The sequence below is a fragment of the Streptomyces sp. NPDC107517 genome (genome assembly GCF_055582645.1).
The window spans coordinates 1-20,800 of the sequence record NZ_JBVJPM010000059.1; the positions used below are offsets into that span (position 1 = coordinate 1).

The 20,800-nt window shown below is 69.1% G+C and carries 16 protein-coding genes and 2 pseudogenes; 10 read left to right on the top strand and 8 right to left on the bottom strand.

Features of this window, described 5'->3' with window-relative positions; translation table 11 throughout:
* Positions 1–57 precede the first annotated feature (57 nt).
* Positions 58–837, bottom strand: coding sequence for a tetratricopeptide repeat protein (locus ACZ67T_RS44485; RefSeq protein ID WP_469992558.1), 780 nt, complete (start codon positions 835–837; stop codon positions 58–60).
* A 755-nt stretch (positions 838–1,592) separates the two neighbouring features.
* Here ACZ67T_RS44485 and ACZ67T_RS44490 point away from each other — a divergent pair.
* Together ACZ67T_RS44490 and ACZ67T_RS44495 are read left to right on the top strand one after the other, a co-directional pair.
* A complete protein-coding gene (locus ACZ67T_RS44490) occupies positions 1,593–2,432 on the top strand; it encodes an enoyl-CoA hydratase/isomerase family protein (RefSeq protein ID WP_469992559.1) in 840 nt (279 codons plus the stop codon).
* A 431-nt stretch (positions 2,433–2,863) separates the two neighbouring features.
* Positions 2,864–3,843 (top strand): annotated as a pseudogene (locus ACZ67T_RS44495) (IS5 family transposase).
* Between the two features lie 677 nt (positions 3,844–4,520).
* Here ACZ67T_RS44495 and ACZ67T_RS44500 read toward each other — a convergent pair.
* Positions 4,521–6,041 (bottom strand): sulfatase-like hydrolase/transferase, encoded by a 1,521-nt coding sequence (locus ACZ67T_RS44500; protein ID WP_469992585.1) that lies wholly within the window; start codon positions 6,039–6,041, stop codon positions 4,521–4,523.
* A gap of 427 nt (positions 6,042–6,468) precedes the next feature.
* On the opposite strand from ACZ67T_RS44500, the gene ACZ67T_RS44505 reads away from it, so the two are divergent.
* The 5 genes from ACZ67T_RS44505 to ACZ67T_RS44525 all read left to right on the top strand — a co-directional run bounded on the left by ACZ67T_RS44505 (position 6,469) and on the right by ACZ67T_RS44525 (position 12,935).
* A complete protein-coding gene (locus ACZ67T_RS44505) occupies positions 6,469–7,710 on the top strand; it encodes an ROK family transcriptional regulator (protein WP_469992561.1) in 1,242 nt (413 codons plus the stop codon).
* A gap of 19 nt (positions 7,711–7,729) precedes the next feature.
* On the top strand, positions 7,730–8,542 hold the full coding sequence (locus ACZ67T_RS44510; RefSeq protein ID WP_469992563.1) for an ABC transporter permease: 813 nt from the start codon (positions 7,730–7,732) through the stop codon (positions 8,540–8,542).
* Positions 8,539–9,318, top strand: a complete 780-nt coding sequence (locus ACZ67T_RS44515; RefSeq protein WP_469992565.1) for an ABC transporter ATP-binding protein — start codon at positions 8,539–8,541, stop codon at positions 9,316–9,318. The genes ACZ67T_RS44510 and ACZ67T_RS44515 overlap by 4 nt, the downstream gene beginning before the upstream one ends.
* Positions 9,319–9,392: 74 nt before the next feature.
* Entirely contained in the window at positions 9,393–10,376 is a 984-nt protein-coding gene (locus ACZ67T_RS44520; RefSeq protein ID WP_469992567.1) for an aliphatic sulfonate ABC transporter substrate-binding protein, read from the top strand.
* A 192-nt stretch (positions 10,377–10,568) separates the two neighbouring features.
* Complete coding sequence (locus tag ACZ67T_RS44525; RefSeq protein WP_469992569.1) at positions 10,569–12,935, top strand: family 43 glycosylhydrolase; 2,367 nt, start codon at positions 10,569–10,571, stop codon at positions 12,933–12,935.
* Between the two features lie 124 nt (positions 12,936–13,059).
* On the opposite strand, the gene ACZ67T_RS44530 is transcribed toward ACZ67T_RS44525, so the two are convergent.
* The 5 genes from ACZ67T_RS44530 to ACZ67T_RS44550 form a co-directional block, all read right to left on the bottom strand.
* On the bottom strand, positions 13,060–13,581 hold the full coding sequence (locus ACZ67T_RS44530) for an AAA family ATPase (protein WP_469992571.1): 522 nt from the start codon (positions 13,579–13,581) through the stop codon (positions 13,060–13,062).
* A 131-nt stretch (positions 13,582–13,712) separates the two neighbouring features.
* Positions 13,713–14,537 (bottom strand): SDR family NAD(P)-dependent oxidoreductase, encoded by an 825-nt coding sequence (locus ACZ67T_RS44535; RefSeq protein ID WP_469992573.1) that lies wholly within the window; start codon positions 14,535–14,537, stop codon positions 13,713–13,715.
* Between the two features lie 34 nt (positions 14,538–14,571).
* Positions 14,572–15,339 carry a dioxygenase family protein gene (locus ACZ67T_RS44540; protein WP_469992574.1) on the bottom strand — a complete coding sequence of 256 codons (768 nt, stop codon included), beginning with the start codon at positions 15,337–15,339 and terminating at the stop codon, positions 14,572–14,574.
* Between the two features lie 116 nt (positions 15,340–15,455).
* Positions 15,456–16,124, bottom strand: a complete 669-nt coding sequence (locus tag ACZ67T_RS44545) for an SDR family NAD(P)-dependent oxidoreductase (protein WP_469992576.1) — start codon at positions 16,122–16,124, stop codon at positions 15,456–15,458.
* A gap of 92 nt (positions 16,125–16,216) precedes the next feature.
* Positions 16,217–16,732: a MarR family winged helix-turn-helix transcriptional regulator gene (locus ACZ67T_RS44550; RefSeq protein ID WP_469992578.1), complete on the bottom strand. Its 516-nt coding sequence runs from the start codon at positions 16,730–16,732 to the stop codon at positions 16,217–16,219.
* A gap of 117 nt (positions 16,733–16,849) precedes the next feature.
* On the opposite strand from ACZ67T_RS44550, the gene ACZ67T_RS44555 reads away from it, so the two are divergent.
* Together ACZ67T_RS44555 and ACZ67T_RS44560 are read left to right on the top strand one after the other, a co-directional pair.
* Positions 16,850–17,215, top strand: a complete 366-nt coding sequence (locus ACZ67T_RS44555; protein ID WP_469992580.1) for a DoxX family protein — start codon at positions 16,850–16,852, stop codon at positions 17,213–17,215.
* Positions 17,216–17,588: 373 nt separating this feature from the next.
* Positions 17,589–19,364 (top strand): heparinase II/III domain-containing protein, encoded by a 1,776-nt coding sequence (locus ACZ67T_RS44560; protein WP_469992582.1) that lies wholly within the window; start codon positions 17,589–17,591, stop codon positions 19,362–19,364.
* A 144-nt stretch (positions 19,365–19,508) separates the two neighbouring features.
* Here ACZ67T_RS44560 and ACZ67T_RS44565 read toward each other — a convergent pair whose 3' ends face one another.
* Positions 19,509–20,423: a hypothetical protein gene (locus ACZ67T_RS44565; RefSeq protein WP_469992584.1), complete on the bottom strand. Its 915-nt coding sequence runs from the start codon at positions 20,421–20,423 to the stop codon at positions 19,509–19,511.
* Between the two features lie 203 nt (positions 20,424–20,626).
* On the opposite strand from ACZ67T_RS44565, the pseudogene ACZ67T_RS44570 reads away from it, so the two are divergent.
* A pseudogene (locus tag ACZ67T_RS44570) lies at positions 20,627–20,800 on the top strand (RNA-guided endonuclease TnpB family protein); the annotation flags it as partial.

The following is a 20,800-nucleotide window of genomic DNA, read 5'->3' on the forward strand; positions in this document are numbered from 1 at the left end:
CGGCTCCAGCCGAGCCCACTGTGCATCCGTCATGTCTCCACGTGCCACAGAACAAGATCATCTCACCTCAAGATCCACATCTGAAACACGCCCTAGGGTGCGGCGATGGTCCGGGCCGAAGGAGACCAGGCAGGCCTCGTGAGCGGCTGCGGCCTGGAGGCGGGCTTCGGTACCGCTGCGTAGCCCCAGGAGGGCGGTGGCCACGGCCAGTTCGACGGCGCCGGTCTCTGGGCGGCGATGCTCCTCGGGCAGACTGCGGCGCAGCTCGTCGGCGCGCTCCGCCTCGGCCAGGGCCTCCTGGTGGCGGGCCTGGCCGTTGAGGCTGCGGGTCAGGCCGAGCCGCAGGACCAGGGACAGTCGGTCCGGTGCGCGATGGGCGGCCAGGGCTTCGCGGGCGAGCGCCTCGGCCTCCTGGTGGCGTCCCTGCGCGTTGAGGGCGAAGGCCAGTGCGTTGCGGGAGGCCGCAGCTATGTCCCGCATCTCCGGGCCTGCACCGCGGGTCGCGGCCCGGGCGACGGCCGCAGTCTCTGCCTCGCACTCGGCGTGCCGACCGAGCGCAGCAAGCTGCTGGGCGCGGTCAGAGCGCAGCTTCAGGGTCTGCCAGTGACCGGCTCCAAAGATCCTGCGGGCGGCAGGCAGTACTTCGTCGTATGTGGCGAGGGCTTCGGCGTGGCGGCCCTGGGCGCCCGTCGCGAGCGCGGCGATGGTCAGCGCCAGTGGTACGTACGCGTCGTCGCGCGGCAGCGACGGGGCCACGGCGCGGGCCTCGGCCTCCGCCTCGGCGTAGCGCCCGGCCTCGTACAGTGCCTTGGCCCGGGACACAGGGGTGTTCGTCATCCGCCTGGCGTCGCTTCGGCCACGCGGCCGGGAGAGTCTCATGGCCGGAGCATACGGATGCCGCGCACGCTGTTCGGCGAAGGGGCGGGCGTTGGTCGGCCGCCCCGGATGTCCCGGGGGCAGGCGGGCCGTGTGAACTCTCACCACACCGCCGCGAAGTGAGTCGTTGAACAACAACGCGGAGCGCCGGCCTGGCCAACTGAGGTGTCGGTCTTCTGGCGGTTGCACCCCGCAGGCCTTTCCCGTGCTCTGCAACCAAGTGCCCCCAGCGTCTGCCCGACCCCCACACGGACTTTTCGGGCCCGCCCCTGCACGGCCATGGGCTGAGCGTCGTGGTTGGCGACCGGTGCCAACCCAAGCGCTCAGTCACAGTCGTTGTGACCGAGTGAGCCAGTTGGCCCCCTATGTACTTCAGTTGGCCCCTCGGCCATTCAGGGAGTGGTGGAGACGGCGGTGGTATGTGGTACGCCTGAGCGGCACCGTGCGGTTGCATCAACCAGACGCCAGGAGCGAGGAGCCGCTGCAGGGATCTGGGGTGCGTGCAGCGTGCGGGACTCACGCTTCAGGGCTGTGCGAGTGGGTGATCGAGGAGAGAGCGGAAGGGGGGTCTGTGCCGCGTCGGGTCGGGACCACTGCCTGACCGTGTACCGCGGCTGAGGAGGAAATTGCCGTATCGGCCGTGCTGCGATTCGAGGAGTACGAGCCCTGACAGCCGGTACTGGCCGGGCCGTGATGAGCGCCGAGAGGACTTGGACATGACTGCCTCGTACGAAACCATCAGCACCAGGTTGGACGGCAACGTCCTTTCCGCCACCTTCAACGCCCCGCCGATCAACCTCATCGGTCCCGAGCTCGTGCGCGATCTCGTCGGACTGATCGAGGAGCTTTCCCAGCCGGCGACTGCACGAGTGGTGGTCTTCGAGAGCGCGGACCCCGACTTCTTCTTCCCGCATGTAGACCTGACCAAGGTGCCCGAATACACCGCTGAAGCCGCTAGAGCCGGAGGTCCGGGCGATGCCTCCCTGGGGATGCTGTTCCGCAGGCTCAGCGAGATCCCGGCGGTCACCATTGCCAAACTGCGCGGCCGGGCACGGGGGGCGGGCAGCGAGTTCCTCCTCGCCTGTGACATGCGCTTCGCCTCCCGGGAGAACGCTGTCCTGTGCCAGCCCGAAGTCGGCATCGGCACCCCGCCCGGCGCGGGAGCGATCCAGCACCTGACCCGGCTGCTGGGCCGGGGCCGAGCGCTCGAAGCCGTGCTGACCTCGGCCGACTTCGATGCCGAACTCGCCGAACGCTACGGATGGGTCAACCGCGCGGTACCCGACGCCGAGCTGGACGAGTTCGTAGCCGGTATCGCCGAGCGAATGGGGGGCTTCCCCCGTGATGCGCTGATCGCGGCCAAATCGGCCATCAACGCGATCAGCCTGGCAACTCCTGCCGATGTACGGGCAGATGCTGCTCTGTTCCAGCAACTCGTTCGGGGTGAGGCGGCACAGCAGCGCACGGCAGAACTTTTCGAGCAGGGCTTCCAGACCCGTGGCCGTACCGAACTCGACCTCGGTGACGCGCTGGGCGAGTTGAAGGCCGTCGACTGATACAGATGGCGGGAACCCTGCCCTGGTCCGTGCCTGCACGTCCCCGATCGGGTCGGACCTGCGGTCTGCACGCAGCGAGTCACCACCACAGTGGGAAGACTGATCGCAGCCGGCGCCAGCGTGCTTCGGACCACGGATGAGCCGGACATGGGGCACTACGCCGTCGTGCTGCAGGACCCCGGAAGGCAACGAGTTCTGCGTTGTCCAGGAGGCGTTCGGCACGCGCCACTCCTAGCGACTCGCCAATCAAGAGCCCCTGAACGACCGTATAACATACGGGAGTTCAGAGTCCATGACGGTCTCTCGGAGTGCTCGCCGATCAGCAACGACCAAGCCCCGTGCGCAATGAGTCGATCTAGGGCCTGTTTGAGGTTGTGATCAGTTGCCGGGTTCTGCCCTCATGGTGGGGTGGAACCCGGTAGGAATTGGCCGTGACGCGCAAGCAACTCACTGATGCTCAGTGGAAGTTCATCGAGCCTTACCTGCCGATCGGCAGGTTCGGCCCGTACCCCGAACGACTACGGGAACAGTTCGAGGGGATGATCTGGCGGTTCCGCTCCAGCGGCCAGTGGCGGGAGATGCCCTCCGAGTTCGGTCCCTGGGCCACGGTCTACGGGCGATTCCGCGTCTGGCGGGACGCCGGCGTCTTCACGGCCCTGTTGGAAGGCCTCATCGTAGAGGCGGCCCGCGCAGGCAGAACAGACCTGTCGCTGGTCAGCGTGGACTCCACCACTGCACGCGCCCACCACGACGCCGCCGGGATGCACGTCGCCAAGGACCTCGTGGAGGCCCTGGAGAAAGCTGCGCGCGAGCAGGAGAAGGCCCAGCAAAAAGGGGCGGGCCAAAGGAACAGAACGGACAGGCCGAGCGTCGACGCGTCCGACGTAGACACGAGCTCCGCTTGAAGGAAGCTCAGCTCGGCCGATCCCGGGGCGGCCTGACCAGCAAGGTCCACCTTGCCGCTGACCGCAAATGCCGTCCGCTCGCGTTCGTCCTGACCGCCGGACAGGCCGCGGACAGTCCCCACTTCATCTCCGTGCTCGAGAGAGTACGAATCCGCCTCCCCGTCGGCCGTCCCCGAACCCGGCCCGGCGCGGTCGCCGCGGACAAGGCCTATTCATCTCGCGGCAACCGCGCCTACCTGCGCAAACGCAACATCAAGGCAGTCATCCCCGAGAAGAGGGACCAGGCCGCCAACCGCAAGAAGAAGGGCTCCAGAGGCGGCCGGCCCGTCAGCCACGACACCGACCTCTACAAGGAACGGAACACGGTCGAGCGTCTGATCAACAAGCTGAAGGCCTGGCGGGGCATCGCCACACGCTACGACAAGGCCCCCGAAAGCTACCTCGCCGGACTCCACCTCCGCGCCACAATGATCTGGATCGATGACCTCTTGAAAGCCGCCGACTGATCACAACCTCACACAGGCCCTAGTGCAGCTGGATGTCGACGCGACGCCTCCAGGGGCTTGATCGGGCAGGCCCCCGCCCCTCGCAGCCCCGAGGGCCGGACCGGGGGGAGTGGCGGGCCGGAGACGGGCAACGCCCAGAGCGCGCGGTGAACATCCGAACCACGGGGGCGGGACAGTGGACCGTGGGAACGGCAGCGAAGTCGAGCACGACGCGTTCATTTCCTACAGCCACGCCTGGGACAAAGACGTCGCGAAGGCCTTCCACGGCCAGTTACAGGCCTTCGACCGGCCGTGGTGCCGGCCGAGGAATCTCAGGTTGTTCCGAGACGAGACGAACCTCGGGGCAAGTCCACATCTGTGGGCGGAAATTGAACGCGCGCTGACCCGGTCCCGATGGTTGGTACTGATGGCGAGCCCGTCGGCTGCCGCATCTCGCCGACCGGGAAGCCATCTCGGCGTGCCCGCGTCACCCTTCACCCCGAGTCCATCGAGAGTGCGGGACTCAAGGAGGTTGCAGACCTGGCCGTCGCCTCCGGCATCATCGCCTGTCTCGCTCCGGTCACCCGAGGCTCGACCTGGAAGGCCGTCAGCCGAGCGCTCCTGCCCGGCGCGCTACTGGACCTCTCAAGTCCCTTAAGGCGCACGGGTTTCACGGAATCCGTCGTCCTGCGGGACCGTCACGGCGTGCTAGTCGTCGCCCCCGCGTCGGACGGCTCGGCGGGACCGGCGGGCTGCTCGGTCTCGAAGGCGGAGAGCGTGGTGTCGTAGTCGGTCTCCACGTCGTACATCGGGGTCATCCAGTGGTAGAAGTTGTCGCCGCGCTCGCGGAGCAGGCCGTGCATGCGGCGGGTCAACTCCATGCGTATGGGGCGAAGTTCGGGGTGGTCATAGCGGTTGTGCAGCTCGTCGGGGTCGGCCATGAGGTCGTAGAGCTCGTTGTGCGACTCGGGGTTGACCACCAGCTTGTGGGTGCGGGTGCGCAGCATCCGCTGGGGGTAGGGGAAGTGGTGGCCGTGGAACTCGGCCAGGTGGTGCTCGTCCCAGTCGGGCCGCTCCCCGCGGGCCAGGGGCACCAGGCTGCGGCTGTCCACGGCCGGCTCCGTCTTGCTGCCGGCGAGGTCGAGGACGGTGGCGGTGCAGTCGGTGAGGGAGACGAACTCCTCGCGCACCTGGCCCTGGGGCGCGCCGGGAATCCGCAGCAGACCGGGAATGCGGTAGATGTCCTCGTACATGGCCGGCCCCTTGTCGTGCAGGCGGTGCGCGCCGGTGAACTCGCCGTGGTCAGCGGTGAAGAAGACCGCTGTGCGGTCCGCGAGTCCCAGCTCGCGCATCGCGTCGAGGATGCGGCCGATCTGTTCGTCGATGAGTGTGACGTAACCCCAGTAGACAGCGATCAGCTTGCGGGACTCCTCGATCGGCATTGAGTCGAAGGCCCACAGCTTGCTGTAGTTGCCCTGCACCGGGGGCTTGGCGGCGAAAGTCTCGCTCACCGAGGCGGGCATCTCGACGAGCTCGGGGTCGTACATGTCGTAGTACGTGTCCGGGAGTATGTAGGGAAGGTGCGGGCCGAAGAAGTGGGTGGCCAGGAAGAACGGCGTGCCCTCCCCGCCGCGCTCCTCCTGCGCGTAGCGGCGCATCATCTCGATGGTGCGCGTCGCCAGGTAGTACTCGAAAGTGGCCTCGACCGGCTGGTGCAGTCGGGCGGCGAGGAGGTTGCCGGGGCTGCCGTTGGGCGTGGTGCCCCGCACGGGGTCGGTGATCCGGTACCCCGGGAGGCGGTGCTCCGCCAGGTAGGCGAGGTAGTCGGGGTGGTCGACGGGGTTGTGCCAGCCGGCCAGGTCCGGACCCTCGAAGCCGTAGTCGGCGGCGGTGCGTCGTACGCCGCCGTGCCACTTGCCCATCAGCCCCAGGTTGTAGCCCTCACTGCGCAGTTGCTCGGAGAAGGTGAACTGATCGTCGGAGAGATCCTCGAGATAGCCCACGTTGCGCTCGTAGTTGGCGAGCAGTTTGTGCCGGAAGGGGGCAGCGCCGGTGAGCAGGCTGGCGCGGGCCGGGGTGCAGATCGCGGTGGGCGTGTAGAAGCTGTCGAACCTCGTGCCGCCGGCCGCGAGCCGGTCGAGGTGCGGGGTGCGGACGTGGGGGTTGCCGTATGCGCCCAGGGTGTCCACCCGGTGCTGGTCGGTCATGAGGAAGAGCATGTTGTGGCGCACGAAGGGCCTTTCGGGTCGGTCCGGCTCGCAGGCGGGTAACGTCAGCGGACGCTGGCAGGGATGTCGTGACCCATGACTGTGCGTGGTGGCGCGTCGGAGGAGAGGGCCGTGGAGTACGCGCCCGTGTGAGGGCCTCGGGACGGCTGAGACGGCTCCGACGTGCTCTCGACGAATGCCATGCGAGGCATGCTCTGTCCCGCCCGAGATTTATGTCAAGAGGGCGGTCATAAATAGCGGGAGCGCGGCCGGCGGCTGCGCCGGGAGCTCCACCGTGGCAGCCTCGACGGCGTTCGGACAGCGCTGCGGTCGGTCCAACGGAGGTCGAGGGAGCGGAAGTTCGTCCGGTGGCCACCGCCTGTCATCCAGCAACGGCTTTTTCGTTCCGAGTCATTGACGAAAATACGTCCGCGCTCACATGCTGTCCGGCATGCAGTCACACGACGGCCCGCTGACGCGGCTGCGGCGGAGCCATGAGCAGTCCGTACTCGACCTCCTGCGCAAGCACGGGCCGCTCAGCCGCGCCGAGTTGGGGGCGCACAGCGGGCTGTCCCGCACGACGTTGTACGACATCGTTGCCGGCCTGGTGGAGAGCGGAGCGGTCATCACCTCCACACCGCAGATCGAGGCACGCAAACGCGGTCGGCCGGTGGAGAAGCTCAGCCTCAACCCGGACGCCGGTGAGGCGATCGGCATCGACTTCGCCCGCCGTGCCGTCCACGTCGCCGCGGTCAACCTCGCCCACGAAGTGATCGGTTCGGCGAGCGAGGCGCACGGGCCGGATCTGACGTGGACCGAGCGGGCCGACATCGCCGAGCGCCTGCTCGCCTCGCTCATCGACACTTCCTCGGCCGACCCGGCAGCTGACGGTTCGGACAGAGCCCGCACCTTGCAGCTCGGGGCGCTCACCGCGATCGGCGTCGGTGTGGTCGGGCCGATCGCCGACCCCGGGAGCCAGGACGCGCATGCGCGCAGCACCGAAGGCCTGTCCGACCTGCTGCGCGAGCGCTTCGGTGTGCCGGTGCTGCTGGACAACAACACCCGGCTCGCCGCCCTCGCCGAGGCGGTGTGGGGCGCGGCCTCCGACGCCGCGGACGTGCTGTACCTGCGCCTGTCGCACGGTGTCGGCGGTGGGCTCGTGGTCGGAGGGTCGCTGCACCGCGGGACGTACGGCATGTCCGGCGAGTTCGGGCACATCACGGTCGACGCGAGCGGTGAGCCGTGTGGCTGCGGAGGTACCGGCTGCCTGGAGACGGTCGCCTCGCTGGATGCCGTGCTGCGCGGGTACCGGGCGGCCGGCGGCCAGGCCGATGACATCACCGGGTTCCTGTCCGCAGCGGTGTCGGGCGATCGGGTTGCACTGAAGGTGCTGCAGCGCATCGGCACGGACATCGGTGCGGTGCTCGCAACCGTCTGCAACGCGGTCGGCCCCGGAGTCATCGTCATCGGCGGCGAGCTGGTGGAAGCGGGCGCCGCCCTGCTCGAACCGGTCGAAGGGGCCCTGCGCGCCCACGTGATGCCGATGGCCTGGCACCGCGTGGACGTGCGGCGCGCCACGCTCGGAGAGGCCGGAAGCGCACTGGGCGGCATCGCCCTCGTCCTCCACGAATCCCCTCTGCTCTCCCGCTACCCCCAACCCATCCCGCAGGAGCACGTGTGAAGTCACCGGCGAGGCACCCATGGCAGTGATCACCCCTCCGGAGAAGACCGCCGTCAAGACGGAGCGGCAGCGCGCCGTCCGCCGCTCCCGCCGTCCCCTGTTCCTCAACGTCCTCGCGCTGGCGGCCGGAGTCGTCATCTGGGCCGTTGTGGCGGCGCTGGGCCTGGTAGAGAACCTGCCCACCCCGCTCGCCGTGGTCCACAGAGCCGGCGACATGATTGCCGACGGCACCCTGGCGACGGACACCCTGGCCAGCCTGCGCCGGGTCTTCCTCGGATATGCGCTCGGCGTCGTCGTGGCAGTCCCCGTGGGCTTCCTCATGGGCTGGTACCCGACTGTGCGCGCGCTGGTCGAGCCGTACATCCAGTTCTTCCGCACCATCCCTCCGCTCGCCCTCATCCCGCTGGCGGTGGTGATGATGGGGATCGGTGAGGTGCCGAAGATCGCGGTGATCTGGCTGGCGTCCTTCATGGCCTGCGTCGTCTCCGCCTTCCAGGGCGTCATCGACGCGGACAAGACCCTCATCAACGCCGCCCGGGTCCTCGGCGCACCGGACCGCACCATCTTTGCCAAGGTCGTGGTCCCCGCCTCGATGCCGTTCATTCTCGTCGGCATGCGGATCGGCCTCGGCGCGTCCTGGGCCACCGTCGTCGCCGCGGAACTCATAGGCGCCCAGGAAGGGCTGGGCTACCGGATGCAGAAGGCATCCACCTGGTTCGAGATGGACACGATCATGGTGTCCGTGATCACCATCGGCGTACTCGGCATGCTCATGGACCGGCTGCTGCTGCTGGCCGAGCGACGCCTCACCGGCTGGCAGGAGCGACGATGAACAGCAAGATCAGTTTTCGGGACGTGGTCAAGACCTTCCCGCTGAAGGACGCGGACTTCACCGCCCTGGGTGGGGTGTCCCTGGACATCGCCGACCAGGAGTTCGTCACGGTCGTCGGCCCTTCCGGCTGCGGCAAGAGCACGCTGATGAGCATGGCGGCAGGCCTTGAGGAACCCACCTCGGGCAGCATCCTGGTGGACGGCAAGCCGGTGACAGGACCCGGCCCCGAACGGGGCGTGATCTTCCAGCAGTACGCGCTCTTCCCCTGGCTGACCGTGCGGCAGAACGTGGAGTTCGGCCTCAAGATCGCCTCCGTCCCCGCCGATGAGCGCCGACGGCGCAGCGACCAGGCCATCGATCTCGTGGGCCTGGGGGAGTTCGCCGACGCCCTGCCCAAGATGCTGTCCGGCGGCATGAAGCAGCGCTGCGCCATCGCCCGCGCCTATGCGGTGAACCCGCAAGTGCTGCTGATGGACGAGCCGTTCGGCGCCCTCGACGCCCTCACCCGGGTGCAACTGCAGGATCAGCTGCTCCGGACCTGGAGCCAGGAGAAGCGCACCGTCCTGTTCATCACCCACGACGTCGACGAGGCGGTCTACCTCGCCAGCCGGGTCATCGTCATGGCCGCAAGGCCCGGACGTATCCATCGCGTCATCGACGTGGACCTGCCCTATCCCCGAACCGAAGAGATCCGCCTCTCCCCGGAGTTCCGCCGAATCCGCAACGACGTGTGGACCTCCGTCCACCACCAGGACCAACCCGCCGCGGCCGCCTGATCCACCGGCACACGGCTCGCCGCGCCCCACCCCTCAAACTCTTCGCGTGCGCGTCCCGAGAGGACCAACTCACCATGCCCAGAAGCACGATCCGCCGCGCCCTGACGGCGATATGCAGCGTGACAGTCATATCACTGTCCGTGAGCTCCTGTTCCGGGGAGAAGGCCGCGGACGACACGACGGTCAAGTTCGGATATATCGGCGACTACAACGGGGCGAGCCTCCTCGCCATCGCCAAGCAGCAGGGGCTGTGGAAGAAGCAGGGCCTCACCGCGAAGACGTCGGTCTTCAACAACGGCCCCGTCCAGATCCAGGCTCTCAACGCCGGCAACCTCGACTACGGCTACATCGGCCCGGGCGCCATGTGGCTGCCCGCGTCCGGCAAGGCCAAGGTCATCGCCATCGACACCCTCACCTACGCGGACCGTGTCATCGGCCAGCCCGGCATGAAGACCATGAAGGACCTCAAGGGCAAGCGGATCGGCGTACCCGAGGGGACCTCCGGCGACATGATCCTCAACATCGCGCTGGAGAAGGCCGGGATGACCACCAAGGACATCCAGAAGATCAACATGGACCCGTCCACCGTCGTCTCCGCCTTCTCCGCCGGCAAGATCGACGGTGCCGGGATCTTCTACCCGGCCATCGGCACCATCAAGGCGAAGGTGCCGGACCTGGAAGAGGTGGCCAGCACCGTGGACACCGGGGATGCCTTCCCCACCGCGTTCGTCGCCGGCAACAAGGTGTCGGAGACGAAGAACTCCAAGGTCATCAAAGTGCTGCAACAGGCCAACGACTGGCGCCGGAAACACCCCGCAGAGACGATCGCGCTCACCGCCAAGATGCTCCAGGTCACCGAGGCCCAGGCCAAGGCCGACGCCTCCCACGTCAGGACTCTCTCCACCGACGACCTGACCGCCAAGACCAAGAGCGGTGAGGTGGACGCGTGGCTGAAGAAGCTCGGCGACTTCTTCGTCCGCAACAAGCAGCTGGACAGGAACCCCGACCCTTCCGACTACTACGACGGCGACCTCTACCAGAAGGCCCACGCCGAGTAGCCGCCGGCGGTCGGCCGTTGCACCCCGCCGTGGCCGGCACACGTCACCCGCCGCCGGGACCTTCCGCCGACCACGCGGAACAGGTCACGGAACAGCACGTGCCACCGCGCGCTGGAACTCGCCCGCGGGCGGCCCCGGCGTTCAGAACCTGCCCATGACAGTCCAGCACCGTGTGAAGAGGACGGAGTCGCCATGCCAGATCCGACGCCATCACGTGCAAGACCCCGGACCCGGGCCGCCGGCACCCTCGGTCTCCTGCTCCTGGCCCTGACGGCAGCTCTGCTCCCGTCGGCAGCACCGTCGGCCTCGGCCAAGGAGCCCGCCCCTGCCGGGACGTACACCAACCCGGTCACGCAGGGCGTGGTCGACACCTTCCCGGACCCGGCGATCATCCGGGGGAAGGACGGTTCCTGGTACGCCTTCGGTACGCAGAACCCGGTGTTCCAGAGCAAGGGCGAGGACGGGGAGCGGATGCTGCCGATCCTGCGCTCGGCCGACATGGTGCACTGGACGTACGCAGGCCAGGTGTTCACCCCCGACACGCAGCCGGCCTGGCACAAGGGCTCGCGGCTCTGGGCGCCGGACATCCGCTATGCGGGCGGCGCGTACCAGCTGACCTATTCCGTGCCGGACCGCAACACCGTCGGTCTGGCCACCGCTCCGACGCCCACCGGCCCGTGGACGGACAAGGGGTCGGTGCTGCCGGACCCGAGTGGCTGCGCGACGGGCAATATCGACCAGGCGCAGTTCACGGACCAGGACGGCACGCCGTATCTGTACTGGGGCAGTTACGACACCATCTGCGCTGCGAAACTGAACAGCGACCGGACCCGCATCCAGGGGGAGGTCACCGAGGTCGCCAAGGGCCGCCGGATGGAAGGCGGTTACGTCGTGCGCCACGGCGGCTATTACTACCTCCTCTACTCCGACGCCGGCTGCTGCGACGGCGCGTTCAGCGGCTACCAGGTCAAGGCCGGCCGCGCGACCAGCCCGCTCGGCCCCTTCAAGGACGACGAGGGCGTCGAGCTGACCGCCCCGACCAGCAAGGGCGCGATCGTGGCAGGCGCGAACGGCAACCGCTGGATCGGCCCCGGACACAACGCCGTCCAGACCGATCTGGCCGGACAGGACTGGCTCGTCTATCACGGCATCCCGTCCGACGACCCGGACCTGGACCGCTTCACCGGCCTCGACCGCCAGCTGTCCCGACGGCCGATGCTCATCGACCGCCTCGACTGGATCGACGGCTGGCCGGTGTTGCGGGCGGGCGCGGGCCCGTCGGACGGGCCGCAGCCGGCACCGGCCGCTCAGCCGGACGCCGGAGGCACCTTCAACAGCGGCTCCCTGGACGGCTGGAAGGCCGAGGGCGCGCAGACGAACGGCTGGCAGGTGGCCGACGACCGTGACGCCCACGGCTACGCGGTCCACTCCGGAGCCGGCTCCGCGTTCCTGACGGCGCAGGGATCGGTGTCCGCGGCCGTCCGCGCGGAGGCGGACCTGAAGGTCACGTCGTCCTCCGGCGCCGCCGCCCTGACGGTCGGCTACCGAGGGCCTGGCGACTACGTCGCGGCCTGGCTGGACCGGGACCGGAGCGCACTGGTGACGGAGGCGATGGTGGCCGGGCACAGCCGCGGTGCCCAGGTGACGGCACTGCCCGCCGGCTTCGACTGGAGCTCCTGGCACACCGTCACCGCGGAGATCCGGGGCACCGAGCTGACCGCCGAGGTCAGCGAGGACCGGCTGGGGGACGTGGTGGCCACTCAGCGACGCGACCTGCCGCCGGCGGCCGTCCGCACCGGCAAGGTCGGCACAGCGGCCCGCGGCGGCGCCACGGCGGCCGACAATGTCAGCGCGGTGAAGCTCTACAAGCCGGTGACGAAGCGGCTGCCCGACCCCCGGCCGGGCCGGCTGCTCCCGGGCTACAGCGACGAGTTCGCCGCCACCGAAATCCCCGGAACCAGCACCGGATCACCCTGGTCCTGGGTCCGCGGGCCGGCCGCCGGGACCACCATGACGGGCGGTGCCCTGTCCTGGCCGACCCAGAACGCCGAGCTGAGCGGAGGGACGAACACGGCCTCGGTGCTCACCCGGGACGCTCCCCAGGGTGACTTCACGGTGGAGACGAAGCTGCACTTCGTCCCGGACCAGCCGGCCCAGCAGGCGGGGCTCGTCCTCTACGGCAATGACGACCAGTTCTTCAAGAACGTCCACTCAGTGCTGCCGCTCAACAACGGCGCAGGCGCCGTGCTGAACGTCAGCGAGTTCGGCAAGGAGGGCCCGCGCCCGACCACCAGCCCTCCGACGCCGGTGGCCGCGGCCCCCATGTTCGGCGGCCCGACGGCGGACACGATGTGGCTCAGGCTCTCGTACCACCGCGACACCGCGCACAATGAACACGAGGTCCGCGCCGCCACCAGTCGGGACGGCAAGCAGTGGGTGTGGAACGGCGTATGGACGCTGCCTGCTGATGGCAACCTGAAGATCGGCCTGGTGTCGATGAACAAGTCCGGGGCTCAGGCGCAATTCGACTACGTGCGCACCTACGGCCACTCAAAATGATCACGTGGAGTACCGGCGGCGCGGCTGCCTCGTGTTCGCGGTGCACACAGCTCCACAGGTGAGAGCAGGTGTCAGTGTGCGGCGTGCCGTTCCGGCGCGCCGCACACCAGAAGGCGATGGGACTTCAACTGTTGACGGCCTCCGCAATCTGCCGGGCGGCCTGTGCGGGCGTGATGTGCGTGGTGTCGATGACCTCGGCCTCGCCGTGCAGCCAGGTGCGGGCCGCCTCGGCATAGGGCTCGAGGTATTTGAGACGGAACGGCGAAGGGCCCATGACAGAGTCCCCTTCGATACGCCCCCGGAGCGTTTCCTGGTCGGCGTGGAGGACGAAGTGCTGTACAGGGATGGCATGCTGGGCAAGGCCCGTGCTGATCTCCCGCCAGTACTGCTCGACCAGGACGGTCATGGGCATCACCAGGGTGCCGCCGGCGTAGTCGAGTACGCGACGGGCGGTCTCGACGACGAGTGGCCGCCACGGCGGCCAGTGCTGGAAGTTGTCCGTCGCGGGCAGCCCCGGCGTGATGTCCATGAGTGTCTCGCCGACCTTCTCGGCGTCGAACACCCGTGAATCCGGGAGTAGTTGCTGCAAAAGTACACTGGTCGTCGTCTTGCCTGCGCCGTGCGTTCCGTTGAGCCATACGATCATGGGGTCCGATGCTAGCGGTGTGCGGGGCCGTGGGAATGGTCCATGCGGGTCGTCAAGTCATTGACACCACCCTGAGAAACACGGAACACCCGAAGCCGTACCGGATGTCTGCCGCGCCTCTGCGGAGCCGGTCAGGCCTTGGTGAGGTCGTGCGACATGGCCATCAGCCGCCCGGTGACCGCCTCGTCGACCGTGATGGGCGTGCGGCGATCGAAGGCGCCGGGCTTGTTCCAGTAGGTGGGGCCGGTCCAGTCGTCGCGCAGTACGGCTTCGGTGACGTTGTGGGCCGAGGTGGCCACGGAGTCGAAGAACAGGGGGCCGACGACCGTCGCGATGGCGCGTGCGGGCCAGGGCAACAGGCGCAGAATGTCGGTCTTGGCCGCTCCGGCGTTGGCGACTCCGGCCGTGAGGCCGGGCTCGGTGCGTGCCAAGTGGGCGGCGTAATGGTGGTTGGCGACCTGGACGGGCAGACGGATCCGCTTGAAGTCGAAGGGCTCGAAGCGCGGGAAGCCGTCCGCTTCGACGTCGACGGGGGTGGACGGGGGGACCTTCGCCGTCATCATCACGACCCGGGGCTGCTCGGAGCGCCGCAGTGCGGGCAGCAGGAGCTGGGTGAGGTGGTAGCGGCTGAGGTAGTTGACCGTGAAGAACGGGTGGAGGCCGTCCGTCGTGCGGATGTCGCGGGAGGTGAAGACACCGGTGGAGTGCAGGAGCGCGTCGATGTGGTCGTACTCGGCCAGGACGCGTTCGGCGGCATCGCGGACTCCGTCGTGGGTGGAGAGGTCGACGGAGAGGAACCGGGCGCGGTCGGCGGCGGCGCCGAAGGAGGCGAGCGCCGCGGCGCCCTTGGCCTGGTCGCGGCCGAGGAGGACGACGCGGTGGCCCCGGGCGAGGAAGGCGCGTGCCGCTTCCAGGCCGATGCCGCTGTTGCCTCCGCTGACGAGGATGGTGTTCACGGGGTGCTTCCTGTGAGTGCGGTGGCGGTGCTGGTCAGACGGGCGCGATGGTGAGGGTGAAGGAGGCGGTGAGGCCCGCGTCCAGACGGTCGGGGTCCAGGGGCGTCACGTCGAGGAGGAGGTCCTTGCCGCCCGCGGTGCGGTAGACGAGGTCGTCCTCGTTGCGCAGCCGTTCCAGAGTCGTGTGCCGGCTGTAGGGCGGGAGGGTGCCGACGGCCTCGTTGTAGTCCTCCGGCAGATAGAGCTGGCCGGTGTACCGCTCCTGGCCGTCGACGGTGACCTTGACGTGGATGTGGATGCTGCGGGTGAAGTACCAGCCGGGGTAGATGGTGGTGAACTCGGCGGCGCCGTCGGCGTCGCTGGTGCCGGAGCCGCGCAGGAAGCGGGAGTCGTCGCCGGGCGCGACGTGGCCGGCCTCGTCGATGCCGGTCGGGAAGGTGTCGGGGTCGTGGGCGAGGTGGCCGGAGTAGTAGCCGAGCGCGTCGCAGTGCCACACATCGACGACAGCTCCGGCGAGCGGTGTGCCGTGGTCCGCGTGCCGGACCATGAGACGCAGGTGGAGGGGGAGACCGGGGCGGCCGCCCGAGATGTCCTGGCGGGGACCGAACTGCTCGGAGGGCGCGATGTAATAGGGGCCCTCTGTGGTCTGCGGCGACGCTGCACCGACGGTGGGTTCGGCGGCGCCGGCGTCCGCTCCGGACAGCAGATCCTGGGCATCGGGGCCGTGCTGGGCCATGACGGCCTGGAGAGTGGCGAGTTGCTGGTCGGCGGTGATGTAGCCAGGGCGCTGGGACTCGGACATGCGGGGGTCCTCTCGCAGGGGCGTGGGCAGGGGGGATCGCACGGCGGCCCGTGATGGTGTGATGACGGGCCGCCGTGTCGAGGGGAGGTGGGGCGCAGTGGTCCTGGGGGAGTCGGTCAGGCGATGAGGTGCTCGGCGACGACCGGGTCGCGGCGCGTGTGCAGCTCCCAGTAGTCCCGGGCGATCTCGTCGGGCGCGCGGTGGGGAACGCCTGCGGGCGCCTGGGCGCCGATCATGAGGTTGATGGCGATGTTCGCCACGTAAATGCCCTGGTCGCCAAGGGTGTTGTGGAGATTGATCGCCCAGTTGCGCTGCCCGGCCTGGGCGATGTTGGTGTCGGCGAGCATCGGGTACGGGTTGATGGCGCCGCCGCCCGTGGTGAACAGCAGGGTGCCGGAACCGGATTCGAGCATCCTGGGAAGCACCGTCTGCGCGGCGGCGACCGCGCCGTACAGGAGGCTGTCGATCTGCGGACGCAGGTTGTCCAGAGTCACGTCTTTGGGCGCCGTCATGGTCAGGCCCGCGTGCGGGGAGAACTCCAGCACGTCGATCCGGCCGAACCGCGCGAGTGCGCCCTCCAGAGCGCCGGTGAGCTGGTCGGGGTCGGCGACGTCGGCAGTGAAGCCCTCCGCGGTGACGCCGGCCTCCGCCAGCTCGGCGACCAGGGCATCGAGCTTGTCCTTGGTGCGGGAGATCAGGGCGACGTCGAAGCCGTGACCGCCGAAGACCTTGGCGACGGACAGGCCGAGGCCGGGGCCGGCGCCGACGATGGCGATGGTGGGCATGGTGGTTCTCCTTGCTACGTGAAGGCAGGCGTGACTGCGCCGACCCCGGACGTGATCGGGTGGGCGGTGAAGGTGAAGGGCGGGCGGTCGGGCTATGCGCCGCCGGTGTCCCAGTTGTCGAGATCGGGTGGGCAGGGTGCGTCCAGGGCGCGCAGCAGGCGCCGGGAGACGGCCCCCAGCTGCCGCTGCTGCGCCTTGGTCAGCGGGTCGAAGACCAGACGGCGCACCGCGTCGACGTGATGAGGAGCGGCGGCGGTGACCTTGTCCATCCCGTCATCGGTGAGGGTCGCCAGGGTGGCGCGCCCGTCGGACGGGTCGGGTCGACGCTGCACCCAGCCGCGCTTCTCCAGCCGGATGACCACGTTGGACAGACGGGAGAGCGTGCTGCCGGCGTACTGGGCGACCTCGCTCATCCGAAGGGTGCGCTCCGGCGCCATCGAGAGCGCCGACATCACCACGTACTCGAAGTGGGCGATGCCCGCATCGTGCTGCATCCGCGCCTCAAGGGCGGCCGGCAGCTGCGTCAGCATGTAGGCGAACGCGTACCACTGCTGCTGTTCATCGGGGTCGAGCCAGCGCGGCTCGGCGGTGTCCGGTGCGTCTTCCATGGCTCCAATGTACTCCAAGCATGGAGAAAACGAAGAACCAAATCACTCTTAGCTTAAAGTGAATATGCGCTATGGTCAGTTCATGCTTGAACTTATTGGATGGAGTGGTGAGGGCTGATGAACGTCTTCTTGTGGATCGTGGCGAGTGCGCTGGCGGCGATATTCTTGCTGGCCGGGGCGATGAAGCTCGGCCGCACACCAGTGCAGCTGGCCGCGTCCGGACTGGGCTGGGCCGAGGACTTCGGCGCCTTTGGAGTCAAGGCCGTCGGCGCGGTCGAAGTCCTCGCCGCCCTCGGCCTGATCCTGCCGCCGCTCGTCGGCATCGCGGAGATCCTGGCCCCGCTGGCCGCCACCGGCCTGATCGTGCTGATGGCCGTCACGCACGGCCGCCGCAAGGAAGTCCAGATGATCACCGTCAACGCCGTCCTGCTGGCGCTCGCCGCCGTGGTCGCCTGGGGCCGCTTCGGCCCGCACGCCTTCTAGGCGCAGGCGCAGGGGTGAAACGAAACGCGGCACTTTCCTGTCGGCCGTGGTGGCCGCCGGCCGTGGTGCTTTCCGCCGTTGCCCTGGACTGCGGGCCATGCGCGGCCGGCTGGCCGTACCTGCCGGTCTCCGAGGGCTGCGTCCGACGCGGCGCAGCGACGCTCCATGTCCCGCGAGGCCCGCACCGGCGCCTCGCGGGACATCGACGTCACCGGCGCCACCCACCGGTTCACCCGGGCCTGCCTGGCCGTGTGGCTCGAACGTCGCCCTGGTGGACCAGCCGGACCGTGCGCGTGCGTGCAGTATCCGGGCTTGCCCAGGACACCGAAAGGCGATAGAAAACGCTTTCATGGATCGCCCTACGCTCGCTGAGTTGCAGACCCTGCTGGCTGTGACGGGACCGGTCGCTCCGTTCGAAATCGAAGCGGCGCGGCAGAGCGCGCGGGCGCCGCACATGACCGGCTTCATGCGAGCGGTCCGCGAAGAGGCGGCCCAGGGCATCGCCGACGGGCCGCCACCAATGCCCGCCTGGAGCTTGTTCCGCCTCTTCGCCGACACCGGCGACCGTGTGACGTACGAGCGTCGGTACTTCGCCCGCCGCCGCAGGCTCGTCGCCCTCGCGCTGGCCGCCCTTGCGCACGAAGGGCCGGCCGACGAACGTCTCGCCCTCGACGAAGCTCTCGCCGACATGGTCTGGTCGGTCTGCGACGAGTACACGTGGGCGCTGCCCGCCCACGCCCAGCAGTCCCGCGGCCACGGCCGGACCATGGCCGGCTGCGTCGACCTGTTCGCCTGCGAAACCGCACACTCCCTCGCCGAGATCACCTTCCTGCTCGCCGATCGCCTCCCGGCTCCGGTGATCGAACGGGCCCGATCCGACATCCGGCGCAGGGTGCTTCACCCCCTGTACGCGGACCCCGACCCCTGGCCGTGGGAGTCCTACCGCACCAACTGGTCAGCGGTGTGCGGGGGCGCGGCCGGCATGGCCGCGCTGCTCATCGAGGACGACCCCGCCGAGCTGGCCGCCGCGCTGGAACGCTCGCTGCGGGCGATGGACACCTACCTCTCCGGACATTCGGCGGACGGCGGCTGCGCTGAGGGCATCGGCTACTGGGCCTACGGCTTCGGCTACTTCACCCTCTTCGCCGAGGCTCTGCGGGCCCGTACCGGCCTCGATCTGCTGGCGGGGGAGCCACTCGTCGCGCTCGCCTCACGCTTCCCGGCCGCTGTGGCCATGGCACCCGACCGCTATGTCAGCTTCTCCGACAGCGTCAGCAGCTTGCCGCTGCCCACGGGAGTCCTCTCGATGCTCCACCGGCGTTGCGGTGCCTCGCCGCCCCCGGTCACGGCCGTTGCCGAGTTCGGCGCCGACCACTGCTACCGCTGGTCGGTGTCCCGCGACCTTGTCTGGACGGACCCTGCCCTGCTCGGCGCCGCGGCGCCCACCGGCTCTTCCTGGCTGCCGGATCTGGGCTGGCTGGTCGACCGCCGTACGACCTCGGACGGCCTCACGGTCGCCTTCGCCGCCAAGGCCGGGCACAACGACGAACCGCACAACCACAACGACCTCGGCCACTTCATCCTGTCCGCCGGCGGCGAGCAGCTACTGACCGACCTCGGCCCCGGTGAATACCGCGACGGCTACTTCGGACCCGAGCGCTACACCGCCCACTTCCACCCCTCCGCCGAAGCCCACTCCGTTCCCGTACTCGACGGAGCGCTGCAGCAGGCGGGCCCGGCGGCGCGGGCGGACATCGTCCACCAGGAAGCGAATGACAAGGGAGCCCGGTTCGAAGTCGACCTCTCCGCCGCGTACCCGGGTCCGGCCAGGGTGCGCCGGACCTTCGACTGGCAGGCGGCGGGCCGTCTGACCATCACCGACAACTTCGAGCTCGCCACGGTGGTCGACGAGTTGTTCATCAGCCGCATCCGCCCCACCCTCGCGCCAGGCAGCGTCCTCTGGCGCGGCACCCACGGGACGGCCCGGCTGAGCTTCGACCCCGGCCGCTGGCACGCCACGGTGGAGGAGCTACCGCTGCTCGACCACCACGCGCGGCCGGAGACCGTCCACCGCCTCAGGCTCGGCTCCAAGGGGCAGACGCCGAGGACGGCCGTCTTCGACCTCGCGGTCGAACCCAGCACCGGGTGATCGCCTGTACCGAGCTCCGCCCATGCCCCGGTACACCAGTTGCCCGCGTCCCCGCACCGCGTCGCGACCCGCCGACGGCTCCTCGCGAGGGCGGACTGCTGGAGAAAGTGGCGTCGTGGTGGAGGTGCGCCGTGAGCGCTCCACTCATGGCCGCGTTCCCACCTCCGCGTGCCCCGTGCGATCCAGATGCCAGCGGTGTTCCACCTCGAAACGGTGCAGTCCGGTACGGCGTTCGACGATCACGTCGATGGTGGCGCGTTCGGTGTTGGTGCAGGTGGCCGTCGTCCCGTCGGGGTCGGTGTAGGAGAGTGACACACAGTCGGCCGGGTCCTGGGTCACATCGATGCGTACTCTGCGCCGCGCGGTGCTGCCTGTGACCGACCAGTCGGGCAGTCCGATGCGAGCGCGCAGCAGCGGCGCGGTCAGCAACGGGTCGCGCGGCCAGTCGGTGCCACCGATCCGCAGCTGAAGCATGGGCAGCGGTGGCAGCCACCGCATGGTCGGGCGGCGGGCGACGGCGGCCACCACTTCCAGTACGTCCCCGTCGTCTAGGCCCGCGTGGAGCCATGCCCATCGCTGGGCATTGCCGTGCCCGGCGATCCGGGCGACGGCTCCCACGGCGTCCGAGAGGGCGAACCGCCGTTCCCCGACGACGAGTTCCCCCTCGAAGACGGCGTCAGGGGCGGGCACGATCTGGGCGGCGGGCAGCAGTTCACGCTGCCAGGACCAGCGCGGAAACGTGTAGAGGGGCTCTCCGCCGCCGGTGACCTTCAGGCGCCAGGTGACGGCGCCCGCCGTGCCTTCCAGCAGCTGGGGCGATGCCCGCACCTCCGGCACCTCGAAGTACGCCTCGCCCTGGGGAGGTCGAGAGTCGGAGGCCCCGAACCGCTCCGTGACCGGCGGTCCGTCGGGTGGGAACACGGATATCCAGCCATGCGCCCGGGCCGGGCCGCCGTGCTTGGGTGTCACCACTTCGTGGTGGATCCACACGCCCGTCCCGGTGCGGGGATCGGTCAACGTCGCGTACCAGACTTCGAGCCGCCCTGGACGGCCGGTCATCCGCGGCGGGTAGAGGGAGTTCACCGGGTTCCTCCGAGGGTGCCCTGGCCTTCAGGCCGGGGAGGAATCGGACTCCTGCGGAGCAGGGCAGGGGAAGCCGATTCGCCGGCGGGGCGGATCGGCGTGTACCCGCCGTGGTGGTGAGGCAGCCCATATTGGGACAGAGCTCTCAACTGTCAGTCCTTCCAGATAGGTTGCTGTTCATGACGACCGCGGCGCAGGAGACGGCAGGTGTCGGGCATGCCCGCTACACCTTCCGCCTTCGTGTGTCGTCCACCGCAGCTGGCGCCCTCGAAGCGGAATGGGCGCGGTGCCGGTGGCTGTGGAACGAGTGCTGCGCCCGCTCGAAGAAGGCGCACGCCGCGAACGAGAAGTGC